Source organism: Bacillus sp. 5w2, assembly GCF_054353775.1.
Window position 1 is genome coordinate 49,370 of the sequence record NZ_JBTIWT010000016.1, and the last position, 18,075, is coordinate 67,444.

An 18,075-nucleotide genomic window follows, 5' to 3' on the forward strand; every position below is an offset into this window, starting at 1 on the left:
TATATCTTTTTTACAGAAAAATGTAAACGTTTTATTAGGGGGAGGAAGCATGGGGAAATTATTTTTAAAAATATGTTTATTCGCAATAGGGACTGTGCTTTTATTCGCAGCAAAAACAACTCACGCTGAAAAGAGACAACAAAATAATTATCCTATCATATTAGTGAATGGATTTGCTGGGTGGGGTAGAGAGGAAATGTTAGGGGTTAAATATTGGGGTGGTGTTCATGATATACAAGAAGATTTAAAAAGAAATGGTTATACAGTACATACTGCTGCAGTTGGACCTGTTTCTAGTAACTGGGATCGTGCATGTGAATTATATGCGCAAATAAACGGTGGTACAGTAGACTATGGTGTCGCACATGCTGAGAAACATGGACATAATCGTTTTGGCAGAACTTATAGTGGTTTTGCACCAAATTGGAGTGAAACAAATAAAGTTCATTTAGTTGGGCATAGCATGGGTGGACAAACGATTAGAACATTAGTACAGCTATTAAAAGAAGGCAGTTTTGAAGAAAAAAATTATGTAAACAATCATCCGAACACGAATATATCACCACTATTTGAAGGCGAGAAATCATATGTTCATAGTGTTACAACATTAGCAACTCCTCACAATGGGACAACACTTGCGGATGGTAGTCTTCTACTGCCGTTCGTCAAAGATTTACTCATTACAGCTGCAAGTTTTGGAGGAAACAATAATTTATCGTTATATGATTTTAAATTGGATCAATGGGGTATAAAGAAGAATACTGGAGAGTCTTTTTTCCAATATACTGATCGCATCCTAAATAGTTCACTTTGGAAAAATACAAAGGATATAAGTCAATGGGATTTAAGTACAGATGGTGCAAAGGAGCTCAATAATTGGGTAAAGACGCAATCAGATGTGTACTACTTATCTTATAGTGGACATGCATCACAAGCGGCGCCTATAACAGGTTTACATTTGCCTCATATAACAATGAATAAAGTGTTAATGGGGAATGCATTTTTCTTAGGGTCCTATGCAAGATATGAAGAAAATCGTCCATTAATTGATACTTCTTGGTGGCAAAATGATGGTGTAGTAAATACAAATTCTATGATTGCACCATCATCTAATGCTACTGTAAATAGTAATGAGCCTTTACAGATTGGAAAATGGAATCATATCGAAACGAAAACAAATTGGGATCATCTCGATATGGTAGGACTTAGTGTTTCAGACACGTTAGGTTTTTCTAGTATTCAAGAGTTTTATAGAACAATTGCAGAAAAGCTATCACGTTTACCAAAATAGGTAATAATAAAGCGCTCTCGATGGAATTCGAGGGCGCTTTATATTATATTGAAAGAGGGATATGGTAGAAAAAATGGGGGGATATTATGAAAATTAAAGTTGTATTATCAGGATATGGAACAGTAGGAAGAGAGTTTATAAAATTATTAAATGAAAAATATTCATATATATATGAAGCATATGGAATAGAGTTAGTTGTAAGCGGCGTATTAGGTAGAAATATTGCAATACATAATGAGGAAGGTTTGTCTATTCATCATTTATTAAAGTATGGTGGCGGTAGCGCTGCAATTGAAGAATATATTGAACATTATCCGGAGGAACGAGCGACAGATAACATAAGTGGTACTGTACTAGTAGAATCAACCATTACAAATCTTAAAGATGGAAATCCAGGGAAACAATATATAAAACAAGCGATTGAGAAACAAATGGATATAGTAGCAATTTCAAAAGGCGCACTCGTTACAAACTGGAGAGAAATAAATGAAGCGGCAAAAATCGCAAATGTACGAATTCGATATAGTGGTGCAACTGCGGCCGCATTACCGACGCTTGATATTGGTCAATTTAGTTTAGCTGGTTGCCATATTGAAAAAATAGAAGGAATATTAAACGGGACTACAAATTATATTCTTTGGAAAATGAATGAGGAGGATATTACGTTTGAAGAAGCACTGAAAGAAGCACAAAGTAAAGGAATTGCTGAAACGAACGCAATATTAGATGTAAGTGGTTCTGATAGTGCGTGTAAATTGATACTTTTGACAAACAGTTTAATGGGAACAGAGAATACACTTGCCGATATACATATAAAAGGAATCGAACAGGTTACAAAACAACAAATTCGAAAAGCTAAAGAACATAATAAATATATTAAATTAATAGCTTCAGCATATAAGGATAAGGATGGTAAAGTGGCTCTTCATGTGGAACCACACGAAATAGATAAAGATCATCCGCTAGCAAATGTAAATGGGACAGAAAAAGGGATTACGTTCTTTACAGATACGATGGGACAAGTTACTACAATTGGTGGTGCTTCTAATCCACGCGGAGCCGCAGCAGCAGCTTTAAAAGATATAATTAACTTATATCGTAAAGATTTGTCACGTATTAACGGGTAGTAAAATTATCAATTGGTGAAGGGTAATAATCAATGGTCGGGACGAATCACCATTGATTAAAGTTTCACTTTATAAAACCGTACCGCCCTTAATAAAAAATACATATGTAGTGGACCTTTTGAGAATGAAATTAATATGCAAAAATAATTGCAGGGGGTAAGGATTTGTTTAAAGATTTTAAAGTTGTCAAAGATCGTCCCGTTTATATTCAATTGAAAGATTATTTAAAAAAGATGATTATGAAAGGGCACTTGCTCGGGGAACAAAAAATACCTTCAACGAGGGAACTAAGTGAATTATTAAGTGTGAGCAGAAATACTGTACTCGCTGCCTATGCAGATTTAGAGCAAGAAGGACTCATTTATGCAGTTAAAGGAAAAGGGAATTTTGTTGCGAAGGTTGATATTTCAAACACTTCGTCTGTTGAAATAGATTGGAAAAATAAACTTAATACAGTTACCTTATTAGCGGATGAATTAGATTTAATGAAACATGGTGTTCGCTGGGAAAAAGGAATGATTGTTTTTAACAGCATCGCTCCAGATGAAAAGCTATTTGATGTGGAAAATTTCAAAAGAGCTTTTCTTACTCGTATGTCCATTGAAGGTGATGTCGTATTAAACTACGGTTACGCAAAAGGGTATAGACCGCTAATGAATTATCTACTTCATTATATGGAAATGAAAGGTGTAGATATTTCAAATAAAGATATTTTAATTACAAATGGATTTACAGAAGGATTAGACATTGTACTATCCTCGTTATCGAAGAAGTCAGGGCGGGTTATTTGTGAGAATCCGACTCATCATGCTGCACTAAAGCTTTTCCGTTTACATGGACTTGAAGTGCATGGAATTAATATGAATGAAGATGGCATTGATACGAACGAAGTTGAAAAAAGCTTGCGTGAAAAAGAGTTTGATTTTGCGTATTTAATTCCTTCCTATCATAATCCAACCGGCATTGTTACGAGTTCGGAGAAAAGAACGGAACTGATGAGATTATTTTCAAAATATAAGATTCCTATTATAGAAGATGGATTTAATGAAGAGCTACGTTATTCAGGATCACATTTAGCACCATTATTAACTTTTGCTGGCGCTGGTAATAATGTGATTTATATTAGTAGCTTTTCAAAGGTACTTTTCCCTGGTTTACGTGTAGGCTGGATCATTGCAGATAAAGAACTGATTCATTATTTAGAGAGTGTAAAAAGAGCAAGAACAATTCACACATCTACTTTAGATCAAGCTGTTCTGTTTCAATATTTACATGAAGGATATTTTGAAAAATATTTAAAAAAGGCAAGATCTGTTTATAAGAAAAAATATGAGTTAGCTGTTAGGGCGTGTAACGAGTACATTCCGTTTCAAAGAATGACCGGTGATGGTGGACTTCATTTATTTATAGAGTTAGAAGAAAAAATTCATGCCCGTACTCTTTTGCAAAAGTGTTATGAGCAGGGGGTTACATTTTCTCCTGGAGATGTTTTTTATTCTAATGGAGAAGGAACGAACACTTTTCGATTAGGATTTTCACGTTTGAAAGAAGAAGAAATTGTTCGGGGAATCAAAATAATCGGTGATACAATAAAAAATGAAATTTGGAGTTGAGGAAATGAGAATTGGCGTTATTATGGGAGGAGTATCCTCTGAAAAACAAGTATCAATTATGACTGGAAATGAAATGATTGCACATTTAGATAAAAGTAAGTATGACATTGTTCCAATTACGTTAAACGAAAAAATGGATTTAATCGAAAAAGCGAAAGACATTGATTTTGCGCTGCTTGCATTACACGGAAAATACGGAGAAGATGGGACTGTTCAAGGAACGCTTGAAAGTTTAGGTATTCCTTATAGCGGGAGCAATATGTTATCTAGCGGTATATGTATGGACAAAAACATTTCGAAAAAGATTTTACGTTATGAAGGAATAGAAACACCAGATTGGATTGAACTTACAAAAATGGAGGATCTAAATCTTGATGAATTAGATAAGTTAGGATTTCCGTTAGTGGTAAAACCAAACTCTGGTGGCTCGAGTGTCGGGGTAAAGATTGTATATGATAAAGACGAATTAATTTCAATGCTGGAAACTGTGTTCGAATGGGATTCTGAAGTAGTAATAGAGAAGTATATAAAAGGTGACGAGATTACATGTTCCATTTTTGATGGAAAACAGTTACCCATCATTTCAATTCGACATGCGGCGGAGTTCTTTGATTACAATGCGAAATATGATGATGCTGGTACTATTGAAGAAGTTATTGAACTTCCAGCTGAATTGAAAGAACGTGTAAACGAAGCGTCACTGGCTTGCTATAAAGCATTAAAATGTAGTGTTTATGCAAGGGTTGATATGATGGTGAAAGACGGTATTCCATATGTAATGGAGGTTAATACATTACCAGGGATGACACAAGCAAGTCTATTACCAAAAAGTGCAGATGCAGCGGGAATTAATTATAGCAAACTATTAGATATGATTATTGAAACTTCATTAAGAGTAAGGGAAGAAGAAGGGTTTTAAGTAGCAGTATCATGAATACTTTTGACAGTAACATGAAGTATGTTATGATGAATACAATACGAAAATTAAATATTTATCCACTAGGGGGGCCTATTATAGGCTGAGATCAAATGGGAATTTGAGACTCTTAGTACCTGATCTGGTTAATGCCAGCGTAGGGAAGTGGGAAAGACATTGCTATTTCATGAATAAATACTGTCAATTTCACTTTCTTTACGCCTGTAAAGAAAGTTTTTTTATTTTACAGATTTAATAATTGTGGGTAAATACTTAAATTTTATACATTATGGGAGGGATTTAAATGAAATTTTCACAATCATTACGTCAAGAAGTAGATTCAATTTGGGAAGCTAGTTTTCATCACCCTTTTGTAAAACAACTTGGTGAAGGAACGTTAGATTTAGCTAGTTTTCGCTATTATGTGCTGCAAGATTCATATTATTTGAGTCATTTTGCTAGAGTACAAACTTTAGGAGCTGCAAAAGCACTGGAATTAGAAACGACAGCTCGTATGGCACATCATGCTCAAAATACATACGAGGCGGAATTATCTTTACATGAGAATTTTGCGAAGAAACTAGGGATAACTCAAGAAGAAAAAGATAGTTTTATCCCTGCTCCAACTGCATACGCTTATACTTCACATATGTATCGTGCTGCGTATGAAGGACATTTAGGCGATATCATTGCAGCAATTTTACCTTGCTATTGGTTGTATTATGAAATTGGTGAGCGTTTAAAAGAGTGTCAGCCAGAAGAACCAATTTATAACGAATGGATTTCTGCTTATGGATCTGATTGGTTCCGTACGCTAGTTGAAGAGCAAATTACAAGATTAGATACTATCGCTGAAAACGTAACAGAGTCTGACCGTAAGCGAATGAAACAGCATTTCATTATTAGCAGTCAATATGAATATTCATTTTGGGAAATGGCTTATACTTTAGAAAAGTGGCCAGTGAATACAGAAGTAAAAGATGTAATCGGATAAAGAATGGAAGTAATGTTATAGATAGGTATGGATAATACCTATCTATATATTTTTTCTTGTCAGATTTGCGTAAAGTCGATAGTGCTGCGGATATAGCAAAATGGCATATCGATAAGTTAGTTAATTTAATTTTCTACGCATTAACTGGATAAACTTCTGCGACTTTTATTTTACAATCAAACTTCGTTACTGCTCCAACTTCAGATGCACAACGTAATGGAATGAAATTCTACCTTGAACGTAAAGATTGGTGGTTTGAAGTTAAACAAGAAAGAAATCGGCTCTGTTAACTGTAACGGAGTTGTTTTTTCTTGCAGGAATTTCTAAATCATTATGGAATGCTGTTAATACAATATGTAAATATGCATATTGTATCTTTTGGAGTTCTTGATGTGTTAAAATTAAATATATAGATGCATAAATGAAAAAGAAGCAAAAGTAGGAATATCCAATGAATTTTGAGAGGTGTTACATGTTTACAAATAAGAAATTAATTCGATTTGGTCTATCGTTGTTTGTATTTTTAGGGATAATTAATTTTACGATTAGTTATTTTCAAACATATCTTGAAACAGCAGCAAATATTAAATGGGTAGTTCCAGAAATTTGGAAAACTATTTTGATAGATGTTCCTCAAGGTATACTTGTTCTTTTAGGCGCAATTGCTTTATATGATTTCACAAAAGAGGTATCACAAAAAGACGCATCAATCTAAGTGCGTCTTTTTTCAATTTTTTTAATTAGCAATTTCATGGAGAGCTTGCTGGAAAAGTAGAATGAAAAGCCCTAATCAGGGCTTTTTTTGTAGGAATTTCTTCACCGTCATTGAATTCCGTAACTAGTAGTTTTTTTGATGATACGACGGACGAGATTTTTTATTCTGCTAGTGTGAAGTATATAAAAGGTTAGGAATATCAGATGGTACGCTCAGTAAGTATATGGGAGTGTTATAACGAGAGGTATTTACAGTACAGAAAAATCTAAGCGGCAGACGGGAATACATAGGATACGGCATCATGGTTATTGAGAAATGAATTGAAATTAGTAAGCATGAAGATATGATGCTAGAATTCACATTTTATAATTTCTATTTATAAAAATGAGCCCATAGTAAAAATAGGTATATGAACAAGGTGCATCATCTAGTGATAAGTCATACTTTGTTGGTGTATGTATTGAACTTAGTTTATAGCGCTATTTTTACTTAGATTTAACGATCAGAAATATAGGACAGCATTGATAGGGTTGTATTTTATAAACGGAGGTCATGAAAATGAATAAGTTTCAACAAGAATTACAAGCGTTAAGCCTTAATGATTACCGGTCTGGAAATATTGTGTATTGGGACCAGCAAAACCAATATCCATATTACTATTTTGAAGATGCTGCTCGTCGCTGTGGTGGTTGTGGCGGTCGTTGCGGTGGTTGTGGCGGTCGTTGTGGTGGATTCCGTTGTGGTGGATTCCGTTGTATTGGTTGCTTCGGTTGTTTTGGTTGTGGCGGTTGTGGTGGCTGTGGCGGTTGTGGTGGTTGCTCTAATTGTTTTAATGGTACTTCTGATACTACTGGTACTATTGTAACATATGAATATTGACTACATTTATTAATTAAAAAACATTAGCTTTATATATGTACATGCCGACAAAGAATATAGACATCGTTAATGGAAATATTCAGTCATTCAAACGAAAGGGGAACAATAAGATATATAGGTGTAAATCAAGATGAGATAGATAAAGCAATGACTAGATTTAAAATCTAATCGTTGCTTTTTTCTTATAGTTTTACCATCAAATGTATGTCTAATTTAAGGATTGATTTCTTTTAGTTAGTGTGTAGCTCATGAAATTATTACAACTTTGTAAGTTTAATGTAATGTTAATCGATAGTAAATTAAGATGTTTGAGTGTATTTTAAATAGGATTAAAAAGTACTGTTTATCTATAGAATAATGGGTAAATAATATTTAATTAGGACGTGTATTAAAATGATTGAATTTAAATCTATTATCCATTCGTACAAAATAAAGAGAAAAATAGCTAAGGATTTATACGGAAAAAGAGATGAATTGACAATGTTATTAAATGAACTTAATAACATGAAATGTACAGTAACATCTGAAAAAAAGAAAAATAATCTATTATCTCGTTTAGAATTAATTTATCAAAATATGAAATTAGATAAGCTGTATCCTCTTCCAGTTGCTTTTAATAGTAAATTATTGGAGCGATTAGAAAAAGAATCTCTACATACTATTGAGGATGGTGTAACATGTCTACATTTCATGTTAGATATGAATTATGAAAAAATAAAACAATATGGATCGAGTACAAGTAGGTCATTTGTTCCATTATCGCAGTCTTCCATTTGTCTAGCTGATTGTATTTGTTTAACAGGATTTGTAATAGGTTTAATAGGAGCAATTTCATTTGCAGGATTAATGTTATCTATATGTTCAATTACATAATGGTTGATATTTGAAAGGAGAGCATCGACTTAAGGTGTTCTTTTTTAGTTTTATTGTAAAGTTATTGTAAATGATAAATACAATACATTATATATATTGTATAATTCATATGTATAAAAATAATGATTTAGGAGGTGCTGTATATGATAACTACTTTTAATTTTTAAAAGAGTCGTTTTGGTAATGTTTTATTAGGATAAATAGTTTTTACTTTTCTTTTAAATACTTGGTTTAAATTGATTAGATTAAGTAACAGTTTTTCTAGTTTTTGATGATCAAGATAAATGAAGAAAGGAAGTAATCATTTTATGGAAAAATTAAAGTTGTTAACATTTGATAATATAGTAGAACCTCTATTAAACGAAAGCGTATCATTTATATATTTCCCTATTGAATGGCTCGATATTGTAGAGATACATTATAAAACATTTTTATTAACGAGTAAGCTAAAACGATTGAATGGAAGATTATATGATATGTTTTCTGATATATTATTTATTCAGCATAATCCATATGTATTAAATGAAAATACACCATGGATTGTATCGAAAGAACCTATTAGAAAAGAACAACTCGATTATATTTTTCAAAGTTGGTATGAGATTATTCATGATTGGAAACCTAATAAATTAATAGAATCACCAAAATATGAATGGCATTACGATTTAATTTCTAATTTAACAGTACTACATGATAATGAAATATATTCTAAGTGGGTGCCCGCTTTAATTTCGCATATTTTTTGTGAGAGTCCCGTACAATTAGAAAACATAAACGAAGAAGATATATACTTTTCTCCACTTAGATCACAAAATATTTGTGAGGCTATGTCAGAGCCTATTAAAGATGAAAAAACACAAGATTATTTCGCCTACGTATATCGGTTCGAATGTATAACGCGCGGAGGCGAGAATATTCCATTATTAAATGTTTCAATAGGCATTCGGAGGTTTTATCAAGAATATAACCATCCAGACATTCCTTTGCTGTTAAGACGAAAACGGGGCATGGTATTAATTTCTACTCCAGAATTTGCCTCGAATAATAAAAAATCACGGTTTGTAAAACTAAAAGTACAACAAGCTACAAACGGCATAAAATGGATTAAGATTTTTAGAAATTTAAAAGATGATTTTCATATAGGTGGAGAAGTTGAATTAGAGCACATTCTTCAATATCCGAAAGATTATATGTTAGGAGCAAGTCTTAGGGTGTTGCTTCCATACAATGAGAGAATATATAAAGTTCAAGGTACTAAAATAAAACCTGGTATAAAAGTAAAGGAAAGAGAGTATTTATTTAAAGGGTTTCAGCAAAAATTCTCTTATTTCACATTACTACCAGAATGTAAAAAGCTAGCAACAAATAATGAAAATGAATTATTCCCTTTAATTGCTCCAAAAGGATTAGAGACTATAACGTTAGAAATATGGTCTGAAAAAATTTCAATGGAAGTAGAACAAGCGTTATTTGAAAGTGAAATTGTGTTAGCTCAAATTGGTGAGTCTTCATATGTATTAAATGCAGATTCTCCAGTATTATTAAAAATAGTAAGATATAATATTGAAAAAGTTTTGCAAAACCCATATAAAATGCAATATTGCCAGAAATATAAAACAAATTTAGTAGAGGATGTTATGAAAGCGGTCTATGCTACTGCAGGTGAGCGTAATGATGCGACATTGGCGTTAATCGCAATGAAAAATTGTGATGGGCGCGAAAAAATTGATCCAAAGCAAATCGTTAGAGAAGGGTTCGCACGAACAAACCGTATTTCGGCATTTATTAATTTATTTATAGGCCAAAGTGTATCTCGTAAAACAATTATAAATTGTGTTCTTAGTTTATTAGAACAAAAAGGATTTTTAAAACGTAGTTGGAATAAGATAAATTTACCTTGTACATATGTTAATTTATCAATTGAACGAATCTCAAAATTTGATTTCTTACCTATTATTTCACAAATAAAAGGTAAAGAAATTTCATATAAATTATATGGGAATACAGAATGGCAAACGATTGATCGTTTATTATTAAATATAAATAAACATAATAGTTTTTTACCACAGCCTTCAAAAAGAAATGATATGGGGGTTCAATTTAAACAATTTGTCTCTGAAACACTAACGGGAATTTTACAACACGCAAAAGAGCAAAATGAGCAAGTATATTTCATTATAGATGCGAATGTAAGAAAATATTGGATAAAAGAGTTGCAAAATAAAAAAATTGATATAGATATTTTACCAGAGATTGTCCCTGATGTGCTAAAGGTACCAAATTTAAACATTATAAGAATAAATACATCTTTTGATGTACCAAAATACGGTGCGATAGAATGTGATGATGTACTGGATGGCACAAGTTTATACACAGATCAAAAAGGAATGTATTATAGCACTGGTGAATATTTATTTAATGGTAATCAAACATTGCAGCGATACATACTTGAAATTTTACCGCTAGGTGTAAAAGCGGTTGAAAGGAACTATATTGCCAAAATGGTACATTATATGTGCTGTAATTCAAGTATGCTTTTGGAAAAGAATATACACATGCCATATTCTATGCATATGGCGAAAATAATAAAGAGCTATATGACGGATATAGATGCAAGAGAGTTTAAAGAGTTTGATGATGAATTGGATGTAGATATAATAAAAATAGAAAAGAAAGATTCAATCGCACTGCTTTAAATAATAGTAGACAAATCCTGTTCATTATATCGATCAGGATTTGTCATTTTTTCATGTAAATAAGGATATCTTTTGTCATGTATCTTCTCTTTTACGTATTTACTTTATTTACATACAGGATTAAGATGTTTTTTAGAAATATAAAATCTACATCATATGGAAAAGCAATATGAATTGATTCAAAAGAAATTTGAAAGGAATGAGGAATTGTGAAGAAATTAGATGTGTTATTGATGCTATTGAGCGGCCTCTTTCCAGTTGCAGGAATAATAAAGCAAATCCCACTAGAACAATCTTTATATATTGGAGGCCTTTTATTTTTTACTAGTTTCGGTAGTTATTTTGCGAAAAAAATATATTCACGTATATGTAGCTGGATAGCATACGCGCCATTCATAACACTACTGTTAGTCATTTGGCATCAGGATATTTCAACAAGCTCCATAATAGCGAATGCGAAAATTGCCGCTTGTATCGCTTTAATTCCATGTTTATTCCGTTTTCGTACATATGGACTGACTTTAGGTTTATTCTCATTATGGGCCGCTTTACTTTGGGATATTAAAGAAGTACAGTCGTTAGTTATACTTGAACGTATGTCGAGTTTAATGACAAGCAATTTCAAATATCTCATGCTTTTAGTTGGTGGACTTATATTAGGTGGATTACTTGCGATGTTATTACACCGTAAAGAAAAGGATGTTAATAAAGAAAATATAAATCTATTTCAACAAAAAAAGAAGCGTAAAAAATTATCATTTAAGATTCCACTTCCAAGTTTACCGAAATTTAAGATGAAATTATTTAAGTTTGGTGGAAAAGTATCAAAACGAAAAACACCAGAAAAAATACGTGAGCATAATTACGAGGAACCAGCTTCAGCTGCAACTTATGAAATGACAGAACAAATACATCAATTTAAAGAAGGTACTGCTCAAGGACAAACGAGGATGGAACGTCGTAGAAATAGGTATAATGCATAATAAATTTCAGTAAACCCTTTAATGATTTATCATTGAATTGATAAATTATTAAAGGGTTTTTTATGTAATTACATATTGCTAATGAGGAATTCATAGCATACTCTAAAGTTGAGGACTTAAATAAAATAATGGGAGGACAAAATGCTGATCATTACATATATTTCTGCTTGTATATTATTCTTAGTTAGCTTTTTACATGTTTACTGGGCTTTCGGAGGTAAGTGGGCGACAAATAGTGTCATTCCAACAAAATCAGGAGAAAAGGCGTTTACACCAGGTGTAGGAATGACATTGTTCATTGCGTTGTTATTAAGTATGGCAGCAATGATTTTATTACAACAAGCAGATGTTGTTTATTTTGCAGTTCCAAATATTATTATTCAAATAGAATCCTGGGTTTGTATGGTTGTTTTTTTCATAAGAGTAATTGGTGAGTTTCGTTATTTTGGTATTTTTAAACGCGAAAAAGATACGCATTTTGCTAGAATGGACACTGTTTTATATATACCGCTTTGTGCATTTCTATCTTTATCATTCTTATTGGCAATTATAATGTAAGTATATAAAGAAATGGATATCAAATAAAAGGTTTCTGTGCAATCAAAAACCGTTTGTTTTGTGTGATTACATTTTATTACAAAAATATAACCAACAATATTTTAATACTTAATTACGAAGTAAAGAGAACGGTTAATAAAATAAATTGAAGTTATTTTTATTAATAATTGCGCTTTCTATAGAGATGTATATCAGTCGATGGGAAGATGTGATATATGGCAGTTTAAAAACAAATTTAGCAATAGATGTCTTGACAGGATTATATCATAGTATGTGAGGGAAATAATGATGAAAGAAGAAAAAATACAAGGTAATATAAAGTGGATTGCGTACAATAATTTAAGATTTAGAATAGAGAAGGTTAATGATGAATCATCCGTAATTTGGATTTCTGATAATTTTGTGAATTTATATTTTACCTTAGTAATGAATGACTTTTTAAGTAAATGTGAGGATGAGTTGAATATAAATATCGAAATTGATTTTACTTGGAATAATCATAGAGGTTTGATTATAAAGAATCATGATATAAATCTAATTTTAGGAGAAATAATTAATTTTATTAGCGAATGGGAGTTAGAAGGAGATCCAAATGCTGATAATTTTTCTACGGAAGAGTGGTATTTAGCATAAGCTTACAGGGTATGCTAGCTTTCCATCATTCTTAGGGATTTAAAAAATATGGAGGGTAATTTAAATTTAATGTATGTTTAGGGTATATTGAATGCGAATTGAACCTAAAGAGTTAGACAAATATTTTAAGCAACTAGTGAGGAATGAATTCTGTATTGTAAAGAATTCATTCCTTTTAAGTCTATTTTAATTTATTTGTAATTATAGTTGTTAATATTTGAAGAGGCAATCACCTTAAGTCATAAAGAGACGAAAGCCTATACTCAAAGTAAGATTTCAAAGCTTGAGGAAGAAATTGGTTGAGTTAAAGGGGCTAAGGATGGTACTCAGGGTACGGAAAAATATAAAACTGATACAATGAAACACATTTATCATGAGGAAATTAATAAACGTGGGAATGCAGTTGGGTATCATCATGAGAATGTGATGGGTGGAAAGATTATTCCAGGGACTGAGAGTGTACCTGATAAAAATGGGTTTTATAGGGCCAAAATTGAAATTGATGGGGTATTAAAAGGTCCAAAATCCACATTCTTTCCAAGGGAGTGGACACCTCAATAAGTAATAGATGAAGTGAATGAGGCTTTTCATAACAAAGTAAATAAAAAAACAATAGATATCTTGGAAAAACAAGTGATGGAATGACAATAGAGATGATTTTGAGGAATAATAAGGTAATCTCAGCTTATCCAGTATATTGAGTTGGAGGAAGTGTTCTTAATGATTAAATACAATTATGAATTTAAATATATAGAAGAATTCAATGTGGTTGTTATGGATTTTGATGAAGAAAAATCGTTGAAATTTGCCAATATGATAAATGATCCTTTAGGCTCTGATATACCTTGGAGGTTAAGAGATTTAAAAAATGATATTAACAATTTTATTGATTTGTTGAGGGGAAACATATCCGAATATAGACATGGAGGAAACGCTTCTAGCATAATATCCTTTAGAGATTTTACCATAATTGAGGATCCATTTTATGATGAAGAAGATGAATTTGAGCCGATATGTAAATTAGAAACAGTTGAATTTGTTAAAATCATATTAGTGTGGGCTTATGAAACACATAAGTATAAGAGCGAAAGAGGAGAAATTGCTCAAGAAGATGCAAAAATGGCTATGGATTGGATTGAACAAAAGGTGGAAGAAATTAATAGTATAGAGGATAGTAATCAAATATAAGAAACACAGATTAGTAATAAGTGAAGAATTTAAAATTAATTATAAAAGTGAAAATTATGGGTAGATAAAAGAAGCATCTGTGACTTATGGAATGAAATAGAGGGTTCTGGTGTGAAAATCTATAAAATTTGGACATACTGATACTATTACTCTAAAAAGGATGGAATTGGTATGGAAAAGCAATGTTTATTCAAGTGGAAACAATATCAACCAGATATTATTCTATTAACCGTGAGATGGTAACTACGGTATAACCCTCATTTCCATGGTTGGTGGGAATGAGGGGGGACGAGGCTTATCCATTTCGTATACAACGATTACGTGTTGAGTTCATCAATATGGTCCTTCATCATATTAAAAAAGAGCCACATATGAAGTGACCCTGGTATTGCACCGGGCTCATTTTTAATTTTGCCTTTATCCGTTTCTTATTATAATAATCTATATATTTTTCTAATTCTATTTTAAAATGCTTTACACTTTCAAACTCTTTTAAGTAGAGGAATTCTGACTTCATGATCCCGAAGAAATTCTCCATGACTGCGTTGTCATAACAGTTTCCTTTTCGGGACATACTTTGCACAATACCTCTTGATTCAAGTGTCCGGACATATTGTTTCATTTAATAATGCCACCCTTGATCGGAATGCATCAATAGTTGGTGGTTTTCAGGTAATCGTTCTAATGCTGTCTCTAACATTTCTGAAACAAGTAAATACGTCGGTCTAGAGCCAATTCTATAGGTAATAATCTCACCATTATACAAGTCTAATACAGGTGATAAATAAAGTTTCTCTCCAAATAATTTAAACTCTGTGATGTCTGTTATCCATTTTTGATTTGGTGTATCTGCATGAAAACTGCGCGCTAAAATATTCGGTGCAGTTTAACTTTATGTGTTCTTTTTTAGTTACTTAGGAGACCTTTTGAGATAAGAAGAACGATACGTTGGTCATGACTATTGTGTTGTGTAACCCAAAAAGGAAAGTACCAAAAAATGCTTATTTTGTATGAGTATAAATATCGGCTATTTAGGAGTCCTAATAGAATGTTTAGAATTAGACGGAAATGACGTGTGAAATGTAAATAAAAAAGGACAAGTAGTCGAATTTACTGTCCTTTAAAGGAGAAAAGTCTTTTGATTAAGAACTACGAATAAACAGAAAAACTGCTTGTACTTAGTTTTACCTTAAATATACATATCTATACAAAAAAGGGATAAGTAAAAAATACTTATCCCAGGAAGGGAAATCCAAAACACCAAAATGGTTTGCATTGGTATGCAGGTTCAAAAGTAGTATATGTAAAATGAAAAATCTCATACAAAAAAGACAAGACAGAGTGTTGTTTACTAGAGAATCTTTAAAAAAAGAATAAGAGGTGTATATTAGCTGTTTTTCTCAAAATCATTTTAAACGTATTGAGGAAAGTGATAAACCATACCTTAATAAAAAAGGATGTAAGCGCATTCTTATCGAATTTTAGATAATTAAGAGAGGCGGTGACACTATGAAGTATGTAAAAGTCAGTATGAATGGTGGAAGTGAGCACAAATTCTCAATGACTTTAGAACGATTTGAAGAACTTATTACTACAGAGAAAGGGTTATTAGAGAATAAATTAGTTTGTATTGAAAATGTAATGATTAATCCCACTAATATATCTTCTGTAGTTGAAAAAATTGGTGTACCGGCTAAGTTTATGGAAGCTTAAAAGTGTGTACATAAAAAACATCCATGGGGATGTTTTTTTATTTATAATTGTACAATGAGAATTTGAGTAGGATTTTTAGTGATACTTCATATGTGCACAATAAAATAAGTACAAGCATATATTAAATAGTAGGACAAGATCTTCGTGTCCGAATCAATACTCAGAAAAAACCTCTAATCACAATAGGGCATCCAATAGCAGGGTGCTCTTATTTTTTATGAAAAATGTAGCTCTACAACGGTTTCGTTTCAATTATAGTTTTTTTTTAACCTTTGATTCTAAATTTATCTTTTACGTTAATAAATATTAAGAATAAAATGACAGCAATAATTAAATTAGACAAATAGAAATTTTGGTGAAACAGTAGTTCAAAGATAACATCAAATGTGTATAATAAAGCGACGGCAGGTAATATACAAATAAATATAAATCTCCAATTTTTTAAATGATGTTTATAATTAGTAAGTATTTTCTCCATTAATATTGCTCCTGTATTTTTTATTTTCTATATAATTATACATTTAAATAAAAAGATTTACAAAGTATTTAAAATTTATTTAGCAACTATTGTGATTTCGTATGATTGATAACGGGGAAGCAAAAAACATTTTAGGTCTATAGCTTGAGGAAAAGATAGAGAAAGATTTTATTAAAAACTTAGATAGCTGCATTAATCTGTGTAAGAAATGATTTGACTAAAAAAACTTTTAAAGAGTGATACTTAAATGGTACACTATTATCTACGTTATTTTTGAAATGAATAGAGGGATTTGTGTGATAGATAAAATCAAAAATGTGGTAGAGGATATGTACGAAGATGAAGCGAAACATTTACTTCAAAGTATTCTGATTCAGTTAAATTTATTAGAAGAAAGTTATAGTGAAGATTCAATTAAAAATTTGATGGATATTCCTAAGCAACTAACGAGTAATACATCTTATAAAAGGAATGTAAAAGAAAGCTCACACATACATATTGCGTTTGATGATTCAACAGCTGGATGTTTAAAATATATGCTAAGTCAAGAAGAACGATTGGAAGAGATGGTTGTCGCTTTTTCTGAATTCTTTTCAATCGGACCGATAAATAAGATACATATGAATGAGGGGCAACTAGCAAGACAGAAATGGTTAGTAAACAACTTAACTGCATATGATAGTTATTTTGAAGAGGAGTATTTACCAAGGTTTATAGAAACTTTGGAAGAACTACACACTATTCCTATTGAAACACCTATTACAATTTGGAAAGCCAATAACGCACATGAACATGTAGGCCTATGTTTTGTAATGGCGCAATTAAAAGATAAGAAAAATATTTGCATTATTAATACATCTGAAGCAAGTAAAGAAATATTAAAACAAGAATATGATATTCGTGGAACAGGGGAATTATCACCTGAAAGTTTAGCTCTACTTCAAAACAGTTTTGCAGAATTATCGTATGTAACGGAAGAAAAGCGGATGAGGCTTGAACATGAGTGGGATAGATTATCGAATAGCATAGAATGTTTAAGAGTATGGAAAGAAAATGAAGTGCATTCTGTACAAGAAGATTATTTTGATCAATTTATTATTGAATGTGCGAAAAGTGTAGGTGCTGATCGAGAATTCTTAAAAGCTCCTAGAGTGATTGGTGAAGCACTTGGGCTTGTAGAGCAGTTAGTTGGCGATACATTTTTAGAATATCGCTTAAAGGAATTAATTAAACAAGAAGTTTTTGAATTTGTAGGTTCACTAGACGAAATGCGCTTTTATAGTGTGAAGTTGAAATAGCAATTAAACAAAAAATCCCTTCTAATTCTCTTAAAGAGTTAGAAGGGATTTTTTGGTGAAATAAAACAGAAGTTTTTCCTTTATGGAAGTTTCATATAATATATAGAGTTTACTAATAAA

Annotated in this window: 17 protein-coding genes, 5 pseudogenes and 1 riboswitch; of the genes and pseudogenes, 20 read left to right on the forward strand and 2 right to left on the reverse strand. The window is 31.7% G+C overall.

Going from position 1 to position 18,075, the window contains the following annotated elements:
* Nucleotides 1-49: 49 nt before the first annotated feature.
* The 18 genes and pseudogenes from ACXY7N_RS22330 to ACXY7N_RS22415 all read left to right on the forward strand — a co-directional run.
* Nucleotides 50-1,291, forward strand: coding sequence for an esterase/lipase family protein (locus ACXY7N_RS22330; protein WP_488592613.1), 1,242 nt, complete (start codon nt 50-52; stop codon nt 1,289-1,291).
* Nucleotides 1,292-1,377: 86 nt separating this feature from the next.
* Entirely contained in the window at nt 1,378-2,418 is a 1,041-nt protein-coding gene (locus ACXY7N_RS22335) for a homoserine dehydrogenase (protein WP_488592614.1), read from the forward strand.
* A gap of 164 nt (nt 2,419-2,582) precedes the next feature.
* On the forward strand, nt 2,583-4,031 hold the full coding sequence (gene pdxR / locus ACXY7N_RS22340) for a MocR-like pyridoxine biosynthesis transcription factor PdxR (protein WP_016134584.1): 1,449 nt from the start codon (nt 2,583-2,585) through the stop codon (nt 4,029-4,031).
* A gap of 4 nt (nt 4,032-4,035) precedes the next feature.
* Complete coding sequence (ddlB, locus tag ACXY7N_RS22345; protein WP_016087726.1) at nt 4,036-4,950, forward strand: D-alanine--D-alanine ligase; 915 nt, start codon at nt 4,036-4,038, stop codon at nt 4,948-4,950.
* 72 nt (nt 4,951-5,022) lie between these two features.
* Nucleotides 5,023-5,128, forward strand: a riboswitch (TPP riboswitch).
* 123 nt (nt 5,129-5,251) lie between these two features.
* Nucleotides 5,252-5,941, forward strand: a complete 690-nt coding sequence (gene tenA, locus ACXY7N_RS22350) for a thiaminase II (RefSeq protein ID WP_016087725.1) — start codon at nt 5,252-5,254, stop codon at nt 5,939-5,941.
* 155 nt (nt 5,942-6,096) lie between these two features.
* Nucleotides 6,097-6,231: pseudogene (locus tag ACXY7N_RS22355) on the forward strand (N-acetylmuramoyl-L-alanine amidase C-terminal domain-containing protein); the annotation flags it as partial.
* Between the two features lie 161 nt (nt 6,232-6,392).
* A complete protein-coding gene (locus ACXY7N_RS22360) occupies nt 6,393-6,656 on the forward strand; it encodes a DUF3937 family protein (RefSeq protein ID WP_016087724.1) in 264 nt (87 codons plus the stop codon).
* A gap of 110 nt (nt 6,657-6,766) precedes the next feature.
* Nucleotides 6,767-6,972: pseudogene (locus ACXY7N_RS22365) on the forward strand (hypothetical protein); the annotation flags it as partial.
* A 242-nt stretch (nt 6,973-7,214) separates the two neighbouring features.
* A complete protein-coding gene (locus ACXY7N_RS22370; RefSeq protein WP_016134586.1) occupies nt 7,215-7,535 on the forward strand; it encodes a heterocycloanthracin/sonorensin family bacteriocin in 321 nt (106 codons plus the stop codon).
* A 17-nt stretch (nt 7,536-7,552) separates the two neighbouring features.
* Nucleotides 7,553-7,703 (forward strand): annotated as a pseudogene (locus ACXY7N_RS22375) (site-specific integrase); the annotation flags it as partial.
* A 225-nt stretch (nt 7,704-7,928) separates the two neighbouring features.
* On the forward strand, nt 7,929-8,408 hold the full coding sequence (locus ACXY7N_RS22380) for a homoserine dehydrogenase (protein ID WP_179197196.1): 480 nt from the start codon (nt 7,929-7,931) through the stop codon (nt 8,406-8,408).
* 308 nt (nt 8,409-8,716) lie between these two features.
* Complete coding sequence (locus ACXY7N_RS22385) at nt 8,717-11,104, forward strand: RNaseH domain-containing protein (RefSeq protein WP_142291984.1); 2,388 nt, start codon at nt 8,717-8,719, stop codon at nt 11,102-11,104.
* Between the two features lie 209 nt (nt 11,105-11,313).
* Nucleotides 11,314-12,087 carry a DUF3959 family protein gene (locus ACXY7N_RS22390; protein WP_116363431.1) on the forward strand — a complete coding sequence of 258 codons (774 nt, stop codon included), beginning with the start codon at nt 11,314-11,316 and terminating at the stop codon, nt 12,085-12,087.
* Nucleotides 12,088-12,228: 141 nt separating this feature from the next.
* Nucleotides 12,229-12,645, forward strand: a complete 417-nt coding sequence (locus tag ACXY7N_RS22395; protein ID WP_016134587.1) for a DUF3995 domain-containing protein — start codon at nt 12,229-12,231, stop codon at nt 12,643-12,645.
* Nucleotides 12,646-12,933: 288 nt separating this feature from the next.
* Nucleotides 12,934-13,278 carry a hypothetical protein gene (locus tag ACXY7N_RS22400; protein ID WP_033659706.1) on the forward strand — a complete coding sequence of 115 codons (345 nt, stop codon included), beginning with the start codon at nt 12,934-12,936 and terminating at the stop codon, nt 13,276-13,278.
* A 357-nt stretch (nt 13,279-13,635) separates the two neighbouring features.
* On the forward strand, nt 13,636-13,839 hold the full coding sequence (locus ACXY7N_RS22405; protein ID WP_016134589.1) for an EndoU domain-containing protein: 204 nt from the start codon (nt 13,636-13,638) through the stop codon (nt 13,837-13,839).
* A 159-nt stretch (nt 13,840-13,998) separates the two neighbouring features.
* Nucleotides 13,999-14,466 carry a hypothetical protein gene (locus ACXY7N_RS22410; protein WP_016134590.1) on the forward strand — a complete coding sequence of 156 codons (468 nt, stop codon included), beginning with the start codon at nt 13,999-14,001 and terminating at the stop codon, nt 14,464-14,466.
* Nucleotides 14,467-14,637: 171 nt separating this feature from the next.
* Nucleotides 14,638-14,791: pseudogene (locus tag ACXY7N_RS22415) on the forward strand (IS6 family transposase); the annotation flags it as partial.
* A 24-nt stretch (nt 14,792-14,815) separates the two neighbouring features.
* Here the strand turns inward: ACXY7N_RS22415 and ACXY7N_RS22420 are convergent.
* Nucleotides 14,816-15,349, reverse strand: a pseudogene (locus ACXY7N_RS22420) (IS3 family transposase); the annotation flags it as partial.
* 626 nt (nt 15,350-15,975) lie between these two features.
* Between ACXY7N_RS22420 and ACXY7N_RS22425 the strand changes: the two are divergent.
* Nucleotides 15,976-16,179, forward strand: coding sequence for a hypothetical protein (locus tag ACXY7N_RS22425; RefSeq protein ID WP_016087715.1), 204 nt, complete (start codon nt 15,976-15,978; stop codon nt 16,177-16,179).
* A 265-nt stretch (nt 16,180-16,444) separates the two neighbouring features.
* On the opposite strand, the gene ACXY7N_RS22430 is transcribed toward ACXY7N_RS22425, so the two are convergent.
* Nucleotides 16,445-16,657: a hypothetical protein gene (locus ACXY7N_RS22430; RefSeq protein WP_016087714.1), complete on the reverse strand. Its 213-nt coding sequence runs from the start codon at nt 16,655-16,657 to the stop codon at nt 16,445-16,447.
* Between the two features lie 296 nt (nt 16,658-16,953).
* Between ACXY7N_RS22430 and ACXY7N_RS22435 the strand changes: the two genes are divergently transcribed.
* Nucleotides 16,954-17,955 carry a DUF1835 domain-containing protein gene (locus tag ACXY7N_RS22435; RefSeq protein WP_016134592.1) on the forward strand — a complete coding sequence of 334 codons (1,002 nt, stop codon included), beginning with the start codon at nt 16,954-16,956 and terminating at the stop codon, nt 17,953-17,955.
* Nucleotides 17,956-18,075: the final 120 nt, after the last annotated feature.